Genomic DNA, 21995 nt, shown 5'->3' on the forward strand with positions numbered 1-21995 from the left:
CTTAATTTCCCTCAGGTTTAGATGCGGATATTATGAATTCTTGAGAGTTTAGGAAGTGAATTTCTTCCCTGAAACGGAGAATTCATGAGGATCTTGGGCATTTTGCAGGACCGACTACTTAGACTAAAACAGGCGTAATAAAGGAAGTTGATTGTTGATCAGACTTATTTTGAGACAGATACTATTTACAGCATGGAGTAAATTGAAAAATCAATGATCTAGTTAAGCTGTAACAATAAAGATCCAGAACAAAACAATAAATAAGCTTCTTAATAAGAACTTACCCAGACCGTCTTAGTCTGGATAAGTTTAAGAGCACCTGAAATTCCAGATTATTTAATCTAAGCTAGATCCTTCAAAATCATTCATCAAATGGCTGAGATCTTGGAGTTTCATTATTAGAAGGTGGCAAAATCGGTAATTTAAAATCAGGCTGTTTACCAGTCAGTGTTTTCAAGAATGCTACGATATTAGCAATCTCTTCTTTCTTAAATTCGCGGTTCACTTGTATCTTGCCCATGATATTTACTGCTTCTTCTAGCGTTGCGGCACCGCCATCGTGGAAATAAGGGTATGTCAATGCTACATTTCTCAGGGTTGGAACTTTAAATACATAACGATCTTCTTCTTTACCCGTCACATCCATACGACCTACCGCAGTATTATTTGTCTCATAAGGTTTATAAACACCCATTTTTTCGAATGAATTCCCACCAACTGCCGGACCGTTGTGGCATTTTGTGCAACCACTGCTCTTGAATAATTTGTATCCATCCAATTCTGCTTCCGTCAGTGCATCTTTATCACCTTCCAGCCATTTATCGAAACGAGAATCCGGCGTAACCAAGGTTTCCTCAAAAGCAGCTATCGCAGTCGTGATTCGGTCAATATCAACCTGATTTGAATTAAAAGCTTTCTTAAATTGCTCCTGATATTCCGGAATAGAGCTAATCACTTTTACCGCCATATCGTGGATAAAAGCCATCTCACCAGGATTAGCAATCGGTCCGCCAGCCTGCTCTTTGAGATCCTTAGCACGCCCATCCCAGAACTGCGCCAGATTCATGCTCGAATTTAATACGGTGGGTGCATTGATCGGACCCTGTTGCCATTTATGGCCAATGGAAGTTTTGATATTATCAGTACCTCCCATGCTCAGATTATGGCAGGAATTACAGGAAATAAAGCCGGATTTGGATAACCGAGGATCAAAAAACAGCATCTTCCCAAGCTCAACCATTTCTGCATTCTCTGGCTTTACCGGTTTAATGGATTGTATCGGCTCATTAGCAGCAAATACATGGACGGACGTAATCATTACACCAATCGATAATAGCGAGGCAGTCAGCGTACGCATCATCATTGAGAATCTCCTAAAAAAACGCGGCTGTAATGGCGCAGCCGGTTACGCCTAAATGTACCCTATCAGAATAAAATTCAGCAAAAATGGTTGGCTATAATTTACCTGGAGCCGGCTACTCCTGTATCACACGCAGGAAAAATTATTTTTGTGTTTTCACAGAAGTGACAGCAATCTCTGGGGTGATTTGATCATTTTCCCCATAACCGAAATCGCAGCCTTGCCCAATGTCACAACTAAGTAAGTGAGATAGCTCCACAAGCGCCTGCCGATAAACCTGACGCTTAAATTCAACAACTGAGTCAAGCTCTACCCAATATCGATTCCAACGCCATGCATCAAATTCAGGGTGTAGGCTTTTTCTGAGCGACACATCGCTATCACGCCCAAGCAAACGCAGCAGAAACCAAATCTGTTTCTGCCCCCTGTAGCTCCTGCGCCATTCTCGCCTTATCCAGCACTCTGGCACGTCATAACGCAACCACTCTCGAGTGCGCCCCAAAATTTCTACGTGATAGGGTTGCAGTCCTACCTCTTCAGTTAATTCTCGATACATCGCCTGCGTTGGGGTTTCACCCGATTTAATGCCCCCCTGAGGAAATTGCCAAGAATCCTGCCTGACACGTTTCCCCCAGAAAACTTCATTTCTCGAATTCAATAGAATAATTCCAACATTAGGACGATATCCGTTACGGTCGATCATTTGATTCATCCGTCATTTGATACGTCAATTACTAACCATTTTTCCATACTTTCTCCCAGATTAAAAGTCATCATAAAATAAAAATCTGGGCATACTTTCCTTTAATTCACCCATATCTCCCTTTTTTAACTGTATATGATAAGTCGCAACAAGTTTAAACCGTATAGATAACTGTCTTTTTCAGGGTAAAATTCTTCCTCTTTATTTAATATAACGATAAAACATACGGAATCAATACATGCGTGTTTCTCAATTCTTTATTTCAACGCTCAAAGAAGCTCCCGCAGAAGCGGAATTGATTAGTCATAAGCTGATGCTACGGGCTGGTCTCATCAAGCGCCTTGGTAGTGGACTTTATACCTGGATGCCTTTAGGTTTAAGAGTACTGCGTAAAATCGAACACATCATCCGCGAGGAAATGAATAAAAGTGGCGCTATCGAGCTTTTAATGCCGGCAGTTCAACCCGCAGAACTCTGGCAGGAAACTGAGCGCTGGGAATTATTCGGGCCACAAATGTTGAAAATTCAGGATAGACACAAACACAATTATTGTTTTGGCCCTACTCACGAAGAGATTATCACTGATATCGCACGCAGGGAAATAAAAAGCTATCGCCAATTACCTTTGAATTTTTATCAGATCCAAACCAAATTTCGCGATGAGATTCGTCCCCGTTTTGGCGTCATGAGAGCGCGTGAATTTATAATGAAAGATGCCTATTCGTTTCATACTGCCCTGGAAAGCTTGGAGCAAACCTATCGCCTGATGCATGATACGTATAGCCGAATATTTACCCGTATCGGCTTGAATTTCCGAGCTGTAACAGCAGACACTGGGGCGATGGGCGGTAGCAGTTCACACGAATTCCATGTACTCGCAGACTCAGGTGAAGATGCGATTGCTTTCTGCCCTGATTCAGATTATGCAGCTAATATTGAAATGGCTGAGACCATTTCTCCTGGAAAATCTCGCGAGGCGCCAAATGGCATAAAGCAAAAAATTTCAACACCTGATCAAAAAACCTGTACAGAAGTTGCAGATTTCCTTGGCATCCCCGTACAAAAAACCATAAAAACATTGGCTATTACTGCGGACAATCAGTTTTACCTATTATTACTACGCGGCGATCACCAACTAAACGAAACAAAAGTCAGAAAAATCCCATTTTTAAGCAATTTTGAATTGGCAAGTGAAGAAAGAATTCTAGCCGAGACCGGTTCCAGACCAGGGTTCATCGGGCCTGTGGGGCTAGAAAATTGCATCATCGCTGACAAGGCTGTTATAGAAATGAGTAATTTCGTCTGCGGCGCAAATGAGGAAGGCTTTCATTTCACTCATATCAATTTCGAACGTGACTTGAAATTACCCGATCATATTTTTGATATCCGCAATATCGTTGAAGGTGATCCTTCACCAGATGGTAAGGGTGTACTGGAAATTTGCCGAGGCATTGAAGTTGGTCACATTTTCCAATTACGCACCAAATATTCTGAAAAGATGAAGGCTACTTACCTGGATGAATCCGGCCAGATAAGAGCGATGGAAATGGGATGTTACGGCATCGGTGTGTCACGTGTTGTGGCAGCGGCCATTGAGCAGAATCACGATAAGCATGGCATCATATTTCCCATCGCAATCGCACCATTTCAGCTTGCCATCATCCCAATTGGTTTGAAAAAGAATCCGCAAGTGCAAGCTGAAGCCGAAAGACTGTATCATGAACTTTCTGCAGCTCACATTGAAGTACTGATGGATGATCGTGATGAACGCCCCGGCGTAATGTTTGCTGACATGGAGTTGATAGGTATTCCCCATCGAATCGTTATTGGTGAACGAGGTCTGAAAGATGACATTATTGAATATCGTGGGCGACGTGATGAGAAATCTCAAATGATCTCTCTGAAGGAGATCACTTCATTCATCATTTCAAAAATATGCGGAAATTGATCGGCCTGATTCCGATCCTTATTCCTCCGATTGCACAGGCAGGCGCCCAAATATATGAGCCATTATCCGCCAGCACTAGAACAGTATTGCAACGGGCTGTAAGTGATCAGGCCATTTCACATTTTATTACGTTGCCTGAAGCAGAAAGTAAGGTATGGCTTGTTACTATGTCTGGGCGATTAAAAGGGCGCATGCCTGACCATAATGAACGAGAAGATTTCCTTACTACAGTTCATTATGAGGCCACCCGCGCTGGACTTGATCCACAACTGGTATTGAGTATTATCCATGTCGAAAGCGGTTTCAGAAAATATGCTATATCGACTGCAGGTGCGCGCGGCTATATGCAGATCATGCCATTTTGGGTTGATACCATTGGCAGCAAAGACCATAATCTCTTCCATCTGCGAGTCAATTTACGTTATGGGTGCACCATACTGCGCCACTATCTTGATATTGAAAAAGGCGATTATTTTCGTACTCTCGGAAGATATAACGGAAGCCTAGGGCAAGCAACCTACCCAGAGCTCGTTTTTAATGCATGGAACAAGTACTGGCGCCACCCCGCAACTCAAGAAGTAGCTCAACATTGAAAGTTCTACTCAGTATGAATCGAATCAGTTGTTTTTCCGAGCTAGCACTTTCTAATAACTCTGTATGAATTTCTCAATATCCTCTCGTGTAAGCAATCCAATCTTTCGTGCTGCGGGTTTACCGTCAGGGTCAAATAAATAGGTACTTGGCAACATCGATAACTCATCAAGCTGCGAAGCAATCTGTCTGTTACCCAATACAATAGGATAAGAAACAGACATCGCCTCGGTAAATTTCATCACGGTTTCCGTATCAGCATAATCCATTGCGATACCAATAATCATGACATCATTCCGATCTTCATAAAGCGATATCAGATCGGGAATCTCCTCCAAGCAGGGAGGACACCAGGTTGCCCAGAAATTTACCAGCACCCACTTTCCTTTATAATCGCTCAATCGGTGTATTTTTCCCTTGCTATCCTCAAATCTGAACTGAAATTCTTCCGCTTGAATACAAAAAGATAGGAAATTCAATAAAAAAAGTAAACAAAGGATAAAGTGTTTCATTTCATCAGATCTGCGGATGGGCTCTCTCAAGCTTACTGTACAGTTTATTGAATGCACTTAGATAAGCTTTGGCAGAAGCAACTACAATGTCCGTGTCCGCCCCATGACCGTTTACGATTCTTCCAGACCTCTGCAATCTGACGGTCACCTCACCTTGCGCATCCGTTCCACTAGTAATGTTATTGACTGAAAATAATTGTAATTCAGCGCCACTATTCAATATCTTCTCGATCGCACGGTAAGTTGCGTCAACTGGGCCGCTTCCTTCAGATTCGGCATGTAGCTCATTATTTTCAGCAGCAATCACTATACGAGCAAAAGGAACCTCGCCTGTCTCACTATGCGCAATCAGTGAAAGCAATCGATAATGCTCTTCAGGGGCTTGTACCTCATCCGAGACCAGTGCGTGCAAATCTTCATCAAAAATTTCGTGCTTTTTGTCCGCTAAATCCTTAAAGCGCATGAACATGGTATTCAACACTTCCTCCGACTCAAACTCAATTCCCAGCTCCTTCAAGCGGCTGCGAAACGCATTACGGCCAGAATGCTTACCAAGTAACAGTTTATTGGTCCCCCAGCCGACATCTTCAGCACGCATGATTTCATAAGTTTCACGATGTTTGAGCACGCCATCCTGATGAATTCCTGACTCGTGCGCAAAAGCATTTGCACCAACAATCGCTTTATTAGGTTGTACTGGGAAACCGGTAACTCCTGAAACCAGCTTACTGGCCGGGACGATATGAGTCGTATCTATCCGCGTATCACATGGAAAGAAGTCCTGTCGTGTACGAACAGCCATGACCACTTCTTCAAGAGCCGCATTTCCAGCACGCTCACCCAATCCATTAATTGTGCATTCTACTTGTCTCGCACCATTCATGACCGCTGATAGTGAATTAGCCACCGCCAATCCCAGATCATTGTGACAATGAACTGAAAAAACTACCTTATCTGAATTGGGGATACGCTCACGTAGCGTACGGATAAGCTGGCCAAACTGATCTGGCATGGTATACCCCACTGTATCTGGAATATTCACTGTCTTCGCACCAACATCAATTACCGCTTCCAAAACACGGCAAAGAAAACTGATCTCAGAACGGCCTGCATCCTCTGGAGAAAATTCAATATTGTCCGTATATTGGCGCGCCCATTTTATTGCTTTAACTGCTTGCTCGATCACTTGTTCAGGAGACATGCGCAATTTATTCTTCATGTGAATGGGTGATGTCGCAATAAAAGTATGAATACGCGCTGCATTAGCACCACGTAACGCTTCACCAGCACGGCCTATATCCGCTTCGATAGCACGAGCAAGTCCACAAACCACACTATCCTTAACTGTGTCGGCCACTGCCTTGACCGCTTCAAAATCTCCATTAGAAGCCGCTGGAAAACCTGCCTCAATAACATCTACTCCCATCCGCTCAAGCTGTCGAGCAATGCGCACCTTCTCTTCCTTTGTCATGGATGCACCGGGGCTTTGCTCACCATCGCGCAAAGTCGTATCAAAAATAATCAAATGATCTCGCATCATTTTCTCCATCGAATGAAGTCCGAATTATAAAACAAAGATTAAAAAATTCGGATTCCGAATTTTTTAGATTATTAATGAAATAACGTATTGAATTTAGCGCCCAGGGCGCAGCAGGAAGCCTATTAAATACAACAAGGCCAAAGAAGAGAAGAGGTCCGGAAAAATTGTAGCGTTACTTGTAAAACTTTTCATAGTGGACAATATAAATCGTTTTCGATGTTTCTGCAACAATAAGATCGCTACGTCACATTCTGATTCTGTGCTTCATCGTTCTTTTTGTTCTTACCAAGGTGCCATAATTTCATGAAATAGCCGGATAAAGCGTATAAAGAAAACAGACCAAAAAGCACAACTGGTGGATGACTCGGTATCAACACAAAAAAGAACAATAATAATAATAAAATTGAGAAAAAAGGAACTCGTCTACGCAGATTAAATTCTTTACCGCTATAGTAAGGCAAGTTACTCACCATGGTCAGTCCAGCAAATAACGTAGTTGTCCATACCACCCACTTGATGTCCACACCCTGTATTTGAAAATCCAGTGCTACCCATACCAGTCCGGCAATCAGCGCAGCAGCTGCCGGACTAGGTAGTCCTTGAAAAAATCGCTTATCCACTACTTCTATATTGGTGTTAAAGCGGGCTAGCCGCAATGCAGCACAAGCGCAATAAATAAATGCTGCTATCCAACCCAATTTATCCATATCTTTTAATGCCCACTCATACACGACGAGCGCGGGAGCGACTCCAAAGGAAACCATGTCCGACAAGCTGTCATACTCAGCTCCGAATTCACTCTGGGTATGGGTTAGGCGCGCCACTCGCCCATCTAGGCCGTCCAACACCATCGCAATGAAAATAGCTATTGCAGAATGCTCATAATTACCATTCATCGCCTGCACGATTGCAAAAAAACCCGCAAACAATGCTGCTGTCGTAAATAAATTCGGTAACAGATAAATCCCTCGCCGTCGCAATCGGGATTTGAGCACAAAGCGAGCTGAGTTTGGTTCATGCATTTTCAGTATGAACTATAAAAACTCTATGATAGGGCATAGAAAAATAAATAGCAGAAAAATAGGAGATAATATTACTCTTCCAGCAAACTATTACACAGCAATCAATAAATCTAATAAACAAGTCAAGTTTACTTAACCTCGTAATTCGGCAAGTATGGTTAGTGTCGCATAAACTTTGTCACCAATATTGACATTAATTTTAGTATCAGTGGGAAGATAAACATCTACTCGTGAGCCAAAACGAATAAATCCAAAACGCTGTCCACGTGAAAGGTGATCCCCAGGTTTGACATGACATAAAATACGCTTTGCAATTAAACCTGCAACCTGTACACAAGTAACATCAATACCTCTATCTGTTTTTATCCAGAGAGCATTACGTTCATTCTCTAATGAGGCCTTTGGCAAACTTGCATTAATAAATCTACCCGGGAAATACCAACGGTCATTTACTACACCATCAACAGGACTGCGATTAGAATGAACATTAAATACGTTCATGAAAACACTTACTTTAATTGCTTCACGATTAAGATAAGGATCTTGTGTTTTTTCTACAGCTACAATCCGCCCATCCGCAGGGGCTAATATTGCATTAGCCTGTAACGGAATAATACGGGGAGGATCACGAAAAAACTGCAGTACGAAAAAAGCAATTAACCATAAAGGCAATGCCCATAGCCAACCTAGAAATATATGAACAAATAATGCAATCAGAAACGCTATGGCAATATGAAACCAACCTTCGCGGGCAATGATAGGATGAGGATAAGATGACATAAATAACTCTGAGAAAAGGTAAACCCGATATTTGATAAAATATCGGGTTAATAAAACTGAGTATTTTAAATCAACCTTAGAGAAATGCGTAGATCATTTCTTACTAATGTTCAACTGCATTATTTCATTACATACTTTTTGAGTAAGAATTTCATTTCGGAACAAATAGTTACTCATTAAAATAAAATTACCTATTTTTGCAATCAAACATTAGTTCTTTACCTGGTCGACTAATTTGTTTTTCTTAATCCAAGGCATCATATCACGCAATTTTGCGCCGATTGTTTCAATCGGATGCTCAGCTGCAAGGCGGCGACTAGATTTGAGCATGGGCGCACCCGCATGGTTCTCAAGTATAAACTCACGAGCATACTGACCTGTTTGAATTTCACGCAGGATCTTACGCATTTCTGCACGAGTTTCTTCAGTGATAATGCGGGGTCCACGTGAAATATCACCATATTCTGCATTATTAGAAATAGAATAACGCATATTGGCTATTCCGCCCTCGTAGATCAAATCCACAATCAATTTTACTTCATGAAGACACTCAAAGTAAGCCATTTCTGGTGCATAACCTGCCTCCACCAATGTCTCAAAGCCAGTTTGAATTAATGCAGTAAGACCACCACACAATACTACTTGCTCACCAAACAAATCTGTTTCCGTTTCTTCACGGAAAGTTGTTTCAATCACTCCACCTCGTGTGCCACCATTAGCAGCTGCATAGGATAGGGCCAGATCGCGCGCTTGACCTGATTTATCTTGATGAATAGCAATAAGTGAAGGCACCCCTCCACCCTGGGTATACGTTGAACGCACGAGGTGTCCAGGTCCCTTTGGCGCAATCATGATCACATCAAGATCGTTACGAGGGGTTACCTGCCCATAGTGAATATTAAAACCATGAGCAAATGCAAGTGTTGCATTATTTTTTAAACCTGCCTCAATCTCTGATTGATATATAGCAGCAATTTGCTCATCTGGAAGCAGCAGCATAACAACATCTGCATCCTTAATTGAAGATGCAATTTCTTTTACCGTAAAACCGGCTTTTTTTGCTTTCTCCCAGGATACTCCATCCTTACGCAAACCTACCGTAACTTCGACACCCGAATCACGTAAATTATTAGCATGCGCATGTCCTTGTGACCCATAACCGACTATTGTTACTTTCTTTTTTTTAATGAGAGATAAATCGGCATCTTTATCGTAATAAACTTTCATTATGCTCCTTATTAATATGTGACAGGTGGCGCAAAAAATATCAAAACAAAACGTTAGGAACTAATACCACATGGGATTAGTTAATTATCTTTATTAAATCTATCTCTTATAACTTCAGGATTCGCTCCCCGCGACCCAAACCGGAAGCGCCAGTCCGAATCGTCTCCAGAATCATATTTCGTTCTATTGTTGCAAGAAATGCATCAAGTTTTGAGCTCGTTCCCGTCAACTCTATGGTGTATGACTTGTCTGTTACATCAATAATATTGCCGCGAAAAATATCGGCCAATCGTTTTACTTCATCACGATCACTATCGATGGCCCTTACTTTCACCAACATGAGCTCTCGCTCTATATGATCTCCTTCACTCAAATCAACTATTTTGACGACTTCGATTAATTTATTCAGCTGTTTAGTGATTTGTTCAATTACCTCATCTGAGCCTATTGTGACCAATGTCATACGAGACAAGGTTGGATCTTCCGTAGGCGCTACATTCAGCGATTCAATGTTATAGCCACGCGCCGAAAACAAGCCCGCCACTCGGGACAAAGCACCCGCCTCATTTTCCATCAATAAAGAGATAATATGTCGCATTTCTTACACCAGAATCATTTCAGACAAACCCTTACCACCCGGCACCATAGGGAATACATTCTCTGTCTGGTCAGTGATAAAATCCATAAAAACTAATCGCTCTTTGAGTTTAAAAGCTTCTTTCAGAGCAGCTTCGACATCTTCCGGTTTTTCTATCTTCATACCGACGTGACCATAACTCTCAGCCAGTTTGACAAAATCTGGAAGTGCATTCATATAAGATTCCGAATAACGGTTTCCATGAAAAAATTCCTGCCATTGACGAACCATACCCATATAGCGATTATTAAGATTAATGATTTTAAGCGGCAATTGGTACTGTTTACAGGTCGATAATTCCTGTATACACATCTGTATACTTGCCTCACCCGTAATACAAGCCACTACCCCTTTAGGATTAGCTAATTGCACACCCATTGCTGAAGGCAGCCCAAATCCCATAGTACCTAGACCACCCGAATTAATCCAACGGCGAGGCTTATCAAATTGATAGAATTGTGCAGCCCACATCTGATGTTGCCCCACATCCGAAGTAATAAATGCATCACCTTTTGTCACCGCATAGAGTTTTTCCACAACCATCTGCGGTTTGATGACTGCACTCGTACGATCATACCTCAGGCAATCACGCTCGCGCCATAAATCTATTTGTTTCCACCATTCCTTGAGTGCATGAGCATCCGTTTCTTCTTTACTGGCCTTGATCAGTTTGATCAACTCTTTCAATACTTCTGAAACACTCCCCACTATTGGAACGTCCACCTTGACACGCTTGGAAATAGACGAAGGATCAATATCGATATGAATTATCTTGCGCTCTTCACTGTAAAAATGCTTGGGATTACCAATGACGCGATCATCGAAACGCGCACCTACCGCAATCAATACATCACAATATTGCATCGCCATATTAGCTTCATAGGTTCCATGCATACCTAGCATACCAACAAACCGCTTATCTGTAGCGGGGTAACCGCCAAGTCCCATTAATGTGTTAGTACATGGAAAATTCAGCAAGCGCACCAATTCAGTCAATGCATCCGATGCATTATCCAGAATCACACCCCCACCAGAATAAATCATCGGCCGCTTTGCACTCAATATCAGTTGAGCCGCTTTTTTAATCTGCCGGGAATTTCCATCAACCACTGGGTTATAAGAACGCATACTTACGCTGCTTGGGTAAGCAAATACCGTCTTTTGTTGTGTGACATCTTTCGGAATATCAACCAGAACGGGTCCAGGGCGGCCGCTTGAAGCAATATAAAAAGCTTTTTTTATAGTTGATGCAAGCTCAGTAATGTCTTTCACCAGAAAATTATGTTTTACGCAAGGACGCGTTATTCCAACGGTATCCACTTCCTGAAACGCATCCTGGCCAATTGCCGCTGTAGGTACCTGCCCACTGATAACAACTAACGGAATAGAATCCATATAAGCGGTTGCAATACCTGTTACAGCATTCGTTACGCCAGGTCCCGACGTTACCAAAGCAACCCCTACGTTTTTACTAGAGCGGGCATAACCATCTGCAGCATGAAGTGCTGCTTGTTCATGACGCACCAAAATATGTTTTACTTTATCTTGCTTAAAAAGCTCATCATAAATAAACAATACTGCGCCGCCAGGATAGCCAAAAATATAACTTACGCCTTCTTCCTGCAGGCAACGCACCGTAATCTCGGCACCTGTTAGTTCTACACTCATACTTTGTGTATCCTGGTATCAAAAAAATAAAAAATAAGGATTTTAGCTAGATGCATCTTTGCTCTGCTGTTTCCTGTCATATAAATATATCTCGGCCATAACATCATTATGGCTCTTGGTTTACCTCAGTTTTCCTAACGCAAGCTGTAAGGAGTCATTGCCGCGATTTCGCAATACAAGAAATGCATGCATCTGCATATGTTACTAGGAATCTGGATTTTATTCCCGACTAACTAACGCTAACAAAAATACCCTGGTTTAATTAACCAGCAGCAAGATTACTGATCTCGATCTCGTTAAGAAAGCCCTGAGTAAGTGCCTCCTTAACCCCGAATATTTCATAAATTCGCGTGATGATCACGCAGGATTTTGATTAATAGGGAAGTTTTGAAAAGGAGGGGTGTAGTGACTCATACATCCGACTGAGCAAAATCTTTCTTATTAATCAAAAGACAAGTGAGGGCACGTGCCAATTTATGAAATATTCGGGTTAACTACCACTTCCTGTTCCACCTACGGTTAATCCATCCACTCGTAATGTTGGCTGCCCCACACCCACCGGCACACTCTGTCCCTCTTTCCCACATGTGCCAATGCCTGGATCAAGCGCCATATCATTACCAATCATGGAAACACGTGTCAGCACATCCGGGCCGTTACCAATTAAAGTGGCCCCTTTGACCGGATAAGTGATTTTTCCATTCTCTATCATGTAAGCTTCCGCAGCAGTAAATACGAATTTACCACTTGTAATATCCACTTGCCCGCCCCCAAAATTTGCGGCATACAATCCCTGTTTCACTGACGCAATAATTTCTTCCGGATTTTTATCTCCATTGAGCATATAGGTATTCGTCATACGCGGCATGGGAATATGTGCAAAAGATTCTCGCCTCCCATTACCTGTGAGGGGCTGATTCATGAGTCTTGCATTCAGACTGTCTTGCAGATAGCCTTTGAGCACGCCATTCTCAATCAATACCGTACATTGGGTGGGATTACCTTCATCATCGATATTCAAAGATCCGCGACGCCGGGCAATCGTACCATCATCCACGACGGTTACACCATCGGCCGCAACACGTTCGCCAACGCGTCCAGAAAACGCTGAACTACCCTTCCGGTTGAAATCGCCTTCCAATCCATGGCCAATGGCTTCATGCAGCAGTATACCCGGCCAACCATTTCCCAGGACTACTGTCATGGTGCCTGCTGGAGCAGGCTTTGCATTCAGATTCACTACAGCCTGATGCACTGCCTTTTGCGCATAATCGCTTAATATTTCATCGGTAAAGTAAGTGTAATCAAATCGCCCTCCCCCTCCAGCGACACCCTGCTCACGTCGTCCGTTTTCCTCTGCTATGACCTGTAGCGATACACGCACCAATGGCCGCACATCAGCAGCCAGCAGGCCATCGCTGCGCGCAATCATGACGATCTCATACTCTCCGGCAAGTGATGCCATAACCTGAATAACCCGTTTATCTATCGTGCGCGCAAAACCCTCAAGCTTCTCCAGCAATGCCACTTTATCGCTATCCTTAAAGTGCGCGATGGGATCCTGAGGAAGGTAAAGCGACCGATGTGCTGCCTGCTTAACGAGTTGAACTGAATGCACCTTTCCCTGGCTAGCAATGGCGCGCGTCGCTTTTGCTGCAGATACCAATGCATCAAGGCTGATATCATCCGAATAGGCAAACGCAGTTTTTTCACCGCTGATTGCACGCACCCCTACACCTTGGTCAATATTAAAACTACCTGATTTAACGATACCTTCTTCGAGGACCCAACCCTCAGAACGATTATATTGAAAATAAAGATCGGCATAATCGATCTGATGTGTCAGCATTTGCCCAAACACTTGATGTAATCTACCTGCATCCAGCTCGTATGGCATCAGCAGGCAACGATCAGCAATTGTAAAAAACTCGTTGTTCATCTTAAGATTAAACTCACTTGCCACGGTAGTAGCTTTATCAGTTTGCGGTAAAAAAATCAGACTGGAATCACGCTATTCATCGATACATCAAATTCCTCAATTCTTTCCTGTTCATAGTGAACAGTCTTCCTTCCTATATTTAACATGGCTATAAGCAACGATGTTCCAGCGCGGGCAGACTTGCACGCACGCTGGATTGGTACGCGCGATCCACCGTCGCCACCACAACCCCTGGCCCACGGGCTAATCGATCAATCACAACACCCCAAGGATCAACGATCATACTATCTCCATTGGTTTCACGGCCACTGACATGAAACCCACCCTGCGCTGGCGCAATGACATACGCTTGATTCTCTATAGCACGCGCACGGATCAAAGTTTCCCAATGGGCTTTACCCGTAATTGCAGTAAAAGCAGAGGGAGCAAGAATAATATCAACTTTTCCCATCATACGATAAAGTTCAGGAAACCTAAGATCATAGCAAATAGATAACCCTATTCGCCCAAAAGGAGAATCCAGCGCAATCACTTTATCTCCGGCCTCAATCGTTTTTTCTTCTGCAAAACGTTCATTACCCAATGCAAGGCCAAATAAATGGATCTTATCGTAACGCGCTACCTGTCTACCATCATCGTCATAAACCAGGCAGCTATTATAAATCTTATCAGGCACATGGGATACCAGTGGCACTGATCCGCCCACCAGCCAAACCCCCAAGCGTTTAGCCGTCTCACTCAAAAATGACTGAACCACGCCTTCGCCTGGTTGCTCACGAACACTTAATTTATCGGTATCCTGTAATCCCATGATACAGAAATATTCCGGTAGCACAACCAGCTTCGCTTCTTGTGATACCGCCAGCTCAATCAAACGTAAAGCCTCTTCCAGATTTGCAGACACACTCGGCCCTGATGCCATCTGAACAGCCGCAACACGCAATTCGCTACCACTCTCCTTTTCTAGCAAGTGCTCTGAGAAAATACTCGAATGGCTCAACATAGCTCCCTCCAGCACTCCTCTCCATTTCCACAGGATTCAGGCAAGAAAAGAATTTTGCTCACAAAAACAACAAAGCAATTCATGATACACCCCCCCAAAAAGCAATCCAATCAACACCGGTTAATTCATATTACGCTTGTATTCTGGCTGTGTTTCTTTAATTTCTTGTGAGCTTTGCGACTTATTCACTATGGGTTCAGCCCACGTCCCTGTTATAGCATATTCATTAAACAAAACACGATCAAATGGATCCTTCAGAGACTGGTTTGCAATCATGGAAGCAATTCCTGCCACGGGCGTAGCTAACCCAAGCGAAGGAAACATTTTGACCAGGAGCGCCTGGGTTTCTTCTACTAAATCAATTTCTCCACTCACAGCAAGATAGGCTGCGCTTCCTGCAATCTGCAGCTCATCTATCGCCGCTACCCCTCTGGTGATTCTAACATCGCCCAATATATCATCGAAACCAAAACCTTGACTGAATACATCATAAAAATCCAATGTCAGTCTGCGAGGAAGTGATTTTAGATCAAAAATCCCCAGTAATTTACTCACCCCCGGTCTGAATCGGGTAAATTGTCCTCGCTGGGCAGTTACGCGCAGATCGCCGGATAAAGAAGGAAAATCTATGGAAAAAGGCTTACCTATCCAGGCTAGCGAACCTTCCAGCTCTCCTTCCCCGCGCGCAATACGCCCCGGATAACCCAAACGCGCCAGAAATTTGCCAATGTTACTGGCTTGCAATTTAGCCTCGGCCTGCATTTGAAAAGGCGCAATGCGATTCTGCCATACGCCCTGCATCAAAAGAGAACTCTCAGCATGCGTAATCTGCAGTTTATCGATATGCCAGCCATCTTTCTGCTGTTGAGCCAGCAACATCAATTTACCTAACGGTTTTTCCCTGGCGATAAACTCGTCAGCACGCAGATCAATGGCGGGCCAATCCTTGGGCTGATGCTTTTTTTCTGCTGCCAGGTCAGACTCCGGAACCGCTTCTGGCATCACCAATTTTTTTAACCGCGCTACAGCCTTCCGTTTTACGCCTGAATCCCAGTCTATATTCCCAATGACTTCTGTGCTTGCAACAGAAGTATGCCATTGCCCGCCCTGTTTATTCGCGTTCAAGACAAATTCATTGAAGCGACTTCCCAAGAAATCAAGTCTGCCGATGTTTAGGTTGAAATTAATCTGGTCAGTCAGTAACGACTTGGTTCCCCGATCAGCCTGCCCTGATCGCGCAGCAATCTCATTATGTCGATCGAACAGCTCTCTCCACTTATCCCACTCCAGCGCGGAAATCGTGCCCTGCACCAATGTGACCGCATCCTTGGGTAATTCAACGGACGCAGCACGAAAATTCATCACGCCACGCGCTGGAGTGTAATGACCATTTTCTCCCCGTACACGTTGAATTTCTGCCGTCACGACCTCACCGTACCGGAAGCGCAGCACCTCATGGTCTGAATCAATGGATTTCCTCGCAAAACTGAAAGGAATCACCTCTGCAGCAGATTTGGAAAAAGGTTCGGGTAATAAGAAAGCAGCGCCCGCTAGCGTTGATTCAACCATCATATCCATTCCTTTCTCACCCCTATCAAAAACTGCCGACCAATCAGTCGCTCCCTGCATAAACCGCGCCCACAACTGCAAAGCACCCGCTGATTGCTCAGGTTTAAGTGAGTGCAAGCGATCGAAATTAACCTTGCCTGCCGCTACAATGCGCATCCCACCGTCCGGCGAAGCGGTAGAGTGAATCGTCACCGGCCCCCCTAGCACTTGGGCGCTCACATCCTCAATGGTGAAAGTGGATTGAGTAAAAGCAAGCAACCCGTTGACCTTACTCAAAGCAGGCAAATTATGGCCTAAATTGATCTCATTATCGATCAACTGGTAGCGCCCCATTAGCTCGATGCACCTATCATCACTGCGTGGTGAGTATATCGGCATCGTCAATTCCAGTCGCAATTTTCCATTTCCGGCAACATTGCCCAAGCTGGAGAAATCAGCAGCATGTGTATTTACTGGGTTTTTTCCAATCAAATCGATTATTTTTTGAGTCGCGCCCTCAGCATTCCCTGTCAGTTGCAAAATGGGATTTGCCGTGTGCACCTCCGCAATCTGCAGCCGCGTATCTTTCAATACAATATCCGCCATCCTTGCCCGGGAAACCGTCATGTCGAGATGATTATTCTGAAACGAAAGATTGGCCTGAATATTAGTGATATTCGGCCACCCTTCCGGCAAATTTACCGTGGCGTCAGTGATTTTTGTTGAGAGCTTTAAAGCAAGCTGATTGCGCTGCTCTGACAAGGCTTCATTCAACTCACCGCGGACATGAAACCTGGCCTCAGCTAATCGTCCCGTCACAATTGCCTTACCTAGCCAGTCTTGCGTAGCTTCCTGATCAACCAGGAGTGCCCTATACTTATTAAGATAATTGATCTCTGCATTTGCCAACTTTCCTTCCAGATCAATAGCGCTTGGTTGACCAGGCGTAGCACGATAACGGCCGTGGATCGTTCCGGACATATGGTTATTCGAAAATGAAAGGCGATTGAGTTCAAATAAAGTCATCCCCTGGCCGAGCGATGTCTGCCAATCGGCCTGCGCGATGAGTCTATCGAGTTCCAGCGGTTCATCCAATGCTTCGAGCAACTTCATGCTGGCTTTATCCGAATCAAGACTGAGTGTCCCACCCTGATGGGTTGCCTTGATCTTCCCACTCATCCCGCTCACCGAGGAAACTTTGCCCAAATCATTCATGGCCAGCTCGCGGAAGCGCCCCTCCACACGAAAAGATGAGGGCTTTGTCCAATCACCCTGCCAATAGACTTGCGCACGCTCAATTTCTCCCTTAGGGGACAATTCACCGAGCTGCTTGCGCAATGAATCCTCAATCGGCAGGTAACTCGCCAGGGAAGCAATCACACCCAGATCAAGATCATCTATCCACAGTGTGTTCTCCCCGGACGTGCCCCCGTGCCCTTCCTGCCTTCGCCACAAAATGTTTACCGGCTCAGTGAGCCATTCGTTTTCAATGGCAATGCTCAACTGCCGGGCAAACCATTCCTCTCCCTGCTGTGCCGCGCCGTCATTTCTTTTCCACCCCATACGGCCCCGCAAATGGGCAAGATCAAGCCTGGGGAGATCCTTCGCCCACTGCATACGGGCTTCATGAAGATCCACATCAGCCGTCCAAGATGTGACAAGCTGATCCTCCATGCCAATCCACGCGCGGAAAGCACCCCTGCCACGATTAAATGCCACATCTTGTGGAAACGATAACCAGGTTTGCAAGGCGGCTAAATCGACATGATCCAGTTGAGCGAATAATCGCCCGCGCCACCGGCCCAATGCATTAACCGATTTCCCCGTAAAATCACCGCGTATCTCCAGGGGAGCGGCCACTTCAACGGGCGGAGTGGCCCGCAGCCCGAAACGGTGTCGCCCGCCCTTATTATGCATGTGTAAATTTACTTTTTTCAGATACAACACTGGCGCTGCTCGCAATTCATCTAGCCAATACACATCCGCGTCGTTGATGACCAACTGGCGCTGGCGCAATAGCCAATCGAAAAAGCCATTATCCGCCTCTTCTTGATCAAAGGCGCCACCTGCCATGTGCATAACACCCTCAGCGTCACGGCGGATAATCAGAGCCGGCCGTTCAATTCTGATGTTGCGGAAGCGCAGTTCACCATATAGCAATGATCGCCAGGAAAGCGTTCCATCCAGCTCGGTCAGAATCAGCACCGGGACGCCGAGCCGATCATGCACGCGCACGCCATGCAACTGCAAGTAGGGGCGTAACCCGTCCCAATTAGCATCAATGCTCTCTATGCTGATCGCGCGTCCGGCAACCTGAGAAATGGCTGCTGCAATGTTTGGGCGATACCGTTCAATATCAGGCAGCAGCCAATAACGCAACAACAACAGCGACAAGGAAAAAAACAAGATAACAGCAAACACAGTCCATCCGAGCCAACGCAAGATGAAAGTGCTATGCTTAATAAAAGAATGCATCATGGAACCAATTTAATAAGAAACACAGCCTTATCCTGAAAAAACTGCTTAAAGCAAGTAACAAGAAGAACCTGATAACAATGAATAGCCTATCTAGCAGATTGGCCGCTTATGACACTTCGTCACTTCCGCAGCTCGAGGGCTCAGCACAGAAAACCCATTCTGTCTACGTATCTGCATAGCGGGTCTTGGCAAGTGCAAAATGGCTTATTTTAACCTTGAATATGTTTTCACACACCATCAATCCCTCTGCTGAATCAACGCTTGAGCGCACCCTGCGCTTCAGCCGCTATGCGCAACGTCTATTGGAAAGCGAACCTGAGCTACGCGCCTATCTGGTAGAAACCCTCCACAGCCCATTCTCACGCGAGGAAATGCGTGCATTCCTGGGCACGGCCTGCGCGAACTCAAGCCTGGCTGAAACAGACTTGCATAGCGCCCTGCGCAAACTCCGTAAACGGGTCATGCTGCGCCTGGCTGTCCGCGATCTGGCCGGTATGGCGGATCTGACTGAAGTCATGGTCACCATGACCAACCTCGCGGAGATTACCATTGGCTTTGCGCTCGACCATCACCAAAACTGGATGACCCAGTCCAGTCAGTTTGGTTCACCCATCGGTGAAAAAAGTGCCACTCCCCAGCAATTATTAGTGGTCGCCATGGGCAAATTGGGAGGAGGCGAACTCAATGTCTCCTCCGACGTCGATCTGATTTTCATCTACCCGGAAGATGGGGAAACGAATGGCAGAAAACCCATTTCCAATCACGACTTCTTTGCTCGGCTGGGACGTAAGCTGATTGCCAGTCTGAATGATTACACAGTGGATGGCTATGTATTCCGCGTCGATATGCGCTTGCGCCCGCATGGGGAAAACAGCCCTTTGGCCATCAGTTTCGACATGCTTGAGGATTATTTCGTCACGCAAGGGCGGGAATGGGAGCGCCATGCCTGGCTCAAAAGCCGCGTCATTGCAGGACCCGCCACCGCGACCGCGATGCTGATGGAAGACATCACCCGTCCTTTCGTCTTTCGCAAATATCTGGATTTTGAAGCCTATGAAGCCATGCGCCGCATGCATGCGCAACTGCGCAAGGAAGTGGATCGCCGTGAAATGCATGACAACATTAAGCTGGGCCCTGGCGGAATCCGTGAAATTGAATTCATTACCCAGGTTTTCCAACTGATACGCGGCGGACGGGATGCGGATCTCTGCATCCGTCCGACGCTGACCGCCCTGCAACGCCTGCAGCAAAAACCGCCTCTACCCGCCCAAACCATCACGGAACTGATCGATGCCTACCGCTTTCTGCGCAAGCTGGAACATCGCCTGCAATATCTGGATGACCAACAAACGCAGAATCTGCCGGAAAATGCCGAAGATCAGGAGCTCATTGCCGCGGCCATGGGATATCCCTGCTTTGCCGACTTCATGCAGCAATTCGATATTCACCGCAACAATGTCACCCGCCATTTTGAATTGATCTTCGCCGCTCCGCGCAAATCCCCAGCCCATGACATCCTGGCGAGCCTGTGGCAGGAACAGACCGGAGACAGCACCCAAGTAGAAGCCGCCATAGAAGCCGCCACCACGCAGCTCACGACGCTGGGGTTTACCGAGCCTGAAAAAATCTCGGCGCGCATCCAGCAATTCTATGGTGGTCATTTTTTCCAGCAATCACCGCCAGCCAATCAGCAGAAAATCAAATCGTTGATGCCTATTCTGGTCGAAGCCATTGCCCCGTTTCCGCCCGTGGAAGCCACGCTGGAACGCATGCTGCAGCTCCTGGAGCACATCGGTCAACAAACAGCTTACCTGGCCCTGCTGCAGGAACACCCGCAAACTCTGCCGCGGGTCACCAAGCTGGTCAGTGCCAGTCAATGGGCAAGCAATTATCTGGGCAGGCACCCCATCCTGCTCGATCAGCTGCTGGCGCCGCGTGGTCCGTATCAACTGCCGGATTGGCCGGCGCTCAGGCAGGAACTGGCGCGCCAGCTCAACCATGCCGACAGCCCAAAAAGCAATCTCACCGAATGGCAAATGGATGTGCTGCGGCACTTCCAGCATGCGCAGGTTTTTCAGTTGCTGGTGATCGACCTGGAAGGCAAGCTGCTGCTGGAATCGCTCAGCGATCATCTGACCGAGCTCGCCGATCTCAATCTCAGCAACGTCCTCAGCCTGGCCTGGCGAGGGCTCAAGAAAAAACATCGCGACCAGCCTGCTTTCGCCATCATCGGTTATGGCAAACTGGGCGGCAAGGAGCTCGGCTACGCCTCCGATCTCGACATCATCTTCCTATTCCAGGACAGCCACCCCGATGCGCAGGAGATTTACACCAAACTGGGACAGAGCATCAACACCTGGCTCACCAGCCACACGTCCGCCGGGGTGCTGTATGAAACGGATTTACGGCTGCGTCCCAACGGCGCCAGCGGCCTATTGGCCTGCTCCATCGAAGCGTTTACCGAATACCAGCATAACCAAGCCTGGGTATGGGAGCACCAAGCCTTGACGCGCGCCCGCTTCGTCACCGGCGATCAGCAGGTGGGGAAGCTATTCGAGCAAACCCGTAAGGAGATTTTATGTGAACCGCGCGATCTCACCCGGCTCAGGCTGGAAATCCTGATAATGCGCGAAAAAATGCTGGACGCCCACCCTAATCCCACCGCGCTGTTTGATATCAAACATGACCGCGGCGGCATCATCGATGTGGAATTCATCGTGCAGTACCTGGTGCTGGGCTATGCCCACGTCTATCCGCAGTTTACCGGCAATATCGGCAATATCGCGCTGCTGAAACTGGCTGGAGATCTGGGGCTCATCCCGGCAAAATCCGCCGAGCAGGTGCGCACCGCCTACCGTGAATTCCGCCGCCTGCAACACCGCCTGAGATTGAGCGGCGATCCCGAGCTGGCTGGCTCAGCAGCTTCCCCGGAAAAATCCGCCGGCTTTGCGCGCATCGAAGCCGATTACCTCGGCCATGCGCGCCTGGCGGTATTGCAACTGTGGGAAGAAGTGTTTGGCGGATAAACCGAGTCGAATG

The 21995-nt window shown here is 46.0% G+C and carries 16 protein-coding genes; 4 read left to right on the forward strand and 12 right to left on the reverse strand.

The genetic code is table 11. The features are described from left to right. Positions 1-361 precede the first annotated feature (361 nt). Positions 362-1183, reverse strand: coding sequence for a cytochrome-c peroxidase (locus BLW34_RS05700; protein ID WP_256203622.1), 822 nt, complete (start codon positions 1181-1183; stop codon positions 362-364). Between BLW34_RS05700 and BLW34_RS16810 the strand changes: the two genes are divergently transcribed. Next, positions 1065-1415 carry a hypothetical protein gene (locus BLW34_RS16810; protein ID WP_256203624.1) on the forward strand — a complete coding sequence of 117 codons (351 nt, stop codon included), beginning with the start codon at positions 1065-1067 and terminating at the stop codon, positions 1413-1415. The genes BLW34_RS05700 and BLW34_RS16810 overlap by 119 nt on opposite strands. Before the next feature lie 87 nt (positions 1416-1502). Here the strand turns inward: BLW34_RS16810 and BLW34_RS05705 are convergent, their stop codons facing one another. Next, a complete protein-coding gene (locus BLW34_RS05705; protein WP_090576963.1) occupies positions 1503-2063 on the reverse strand; it encodes an RNA pyrophosphohydrolase in 561 nt (186 codons plus the stop codon). Positions 2064-2301: 238 nt separating this feature from the next. Here BLW34_RS05705 and BLW34_RS05710 point away from each other — a divergent pair, with 238 nt between their 5' ends. Next, positions 2302-4011 (forward strand): proline--tRNA ligase, encoded by a 1710-nt coding sequence (locus tag BLW34_RS05710; protein ID WP_090576794.1) that lies wholly within the window; start codon positions 2302-2304, stop codon positions 4009-4011. Then, positions 3999-4604 (forward strand): lytic transglycosylase domain-containing protein, encoded by a 606-nt coding sequence (locus BLW34_RS05715; RefSeq protein ID WP_090576797.1) that lies wholly within the window; start codon positions 3999-4001, stop codon positions 4602-4604. Before BLW34_RS05710 ends, BLW34_RS05715 begins: the two co-directional genes overlap by 13 nt. A 51-nt stretch (positions 4605-4655) precedes the next feature. Here BLW34_RS05715 and BLW34_RS05720 read toward each other — a convergent pair whose 3' ends face one another. From BLW34_RS05720 to BLW34_RS05765, 10 genes are all read right to left on the reverse strand, one after another. After that, positions 4656-5081: a TlpA family protein disulfide reductase gene (locus tag BLW34_RS05720; RefSeq protein ID WP_371128801.1), complete on the reverse strand. Its 426-nt coding sequence runs from the start codon at positions 5079-5081 to the stop codon at positions 4656-4658. 37 nt (positions 5082-5118) lie between these two features. Further along, positions 5119-6651, reverse strand: coding sequence for a 2-isopropylmalate synthase (locus BLW34_RS05725; RefSeq protein ID WP_090576800.1), 1533 nt, complete (start codon positions 6649-6651; stop codon positions 5119-5121). Positions 6652-6893: 242 nt separating this feature from the next. Beyond that, positions 6894-7676 carry a CDP-diacylglycerol--serine O-phosphatidyltransferase gene (pssA, locus tag BLW34_RS05730; RefSeq protein ID WP_090576802.1) on the reverse strand — a complete coding sequence of 261 codons (783 nt, stop codon included), beginning with the start codon at positions 7674-7676 and terminating at the stop codon, positions 6894-6896. A 132-nt stretch (positions 7677-7808) separates the two neighbouring features. Continuing rightward, positions 7809-8456: a phosphatidylserine decarboxylase gene (locus BLW34_RS05735; protein WP_090576805.1), complete on the reverse strand. Its 648-nt coding sequence runs from the start codon at positions 8454-8456 to the stop codon at positions 7809-7811. A 210-nt stretch (positions 8457-8666) separates the two neighbouring features. Continuing rightward, a complete protein-coding gene (ilvC, locus tag BLW34_RS05740) occupies positions 8667-9683 on the reverse strand; it encodes a ketol-acid reductoisomerase (RefSeq protein ID WP_090576809.1) in 1017 nt (338 codons plus the stop codon). 106 nt (positions 9684-9789) lie between these two features. Continuing rightward, positions 9790-10281 (reverse strand): acetolactate synthase small subunit, encoded by a 492-nt coding sequence (gene ilvN / locus BLW34_RS05745; protein ID WP_090576813.1) that lies wholly within the window; start codon positions 10279-10281, stop codon positions 9790-9792. Positions 10282-10284: 3 nt separating this feature from the next. Continuing rightward, complete coding sequence (locus BLW34_RS05750; protein ID WP_090576816.1) at positions 10285-11988, reverse strand: acetolactate synthase 3 catalytic subunit; 1704 nt, start codon at positions 11986-11988, stop codon at positions 10285-10287. Between the two features lie 490 nt (positions 11989-12478). Further along, positions 12479-13927 carry a metalloprotease TldD gene (tldD, locus tag BLW34_RS05755; protein ID WP_177165968.1) on the reverse strand — a complete coding sequence of 483 codons (1449 nt, stop codon included), beginning with the start codon at positions 13925-13927 and terminating at the stop codon, positions 12479-12481. 148 nt (positions 13928-14075) lie between these two features. After that, entirely contained in the window at positions 14076-14930 is an 855-nt protein-coding gene (locus BLW34_RS05760; RefSeq protein WP_090576822.1) for a carbon-nitrogen hydrolase family protein, read from the reverse strand. Between the two features lie 120 nt (positions 14931-15050). Next, entirely contained in the window at positions 15051-18956 is a 3906-nt protein-coding gene (locus BLW34_RS05765) for a YhdP family protein (protein WP_090576825.1), read from the reverse strand. A 221-nt stretch (positions 18957-19177) separates the two neighbouring features. Here BLW34_RS05765 and glnE point away from each other — a divergent pair, with 221 nt between their 5' ends. Beyond that, complete coding sequence (gene glnE / locus BLW34_RS05770) at positions 19178-21982, forward strand: bifunctional [glutamate--ammonia ligase]-adenylyl-L-tyrosine phosphorylase/[glutamate--ammonia-ligase] adenylyltransferase (RefSeq protein WP_090576827.1); 2805 nt, start codon at positions 19178-19180, stop codon at positions 21980-21982. The last annotated feature ends 13 nt before the right edge of the window (positions 21983-21995 follow it).

This window comes from Nitrosomonas sp. Nm58 (assembly GCF_900107335.1).
In the GTDB taxonomy this organism is placed as follows: domain Bacteria; phylum Pseudomonadota; class Gammaproteobacteria; order Burkholderiales; family Nitrosomonadaceae; genus Nitrosomonas.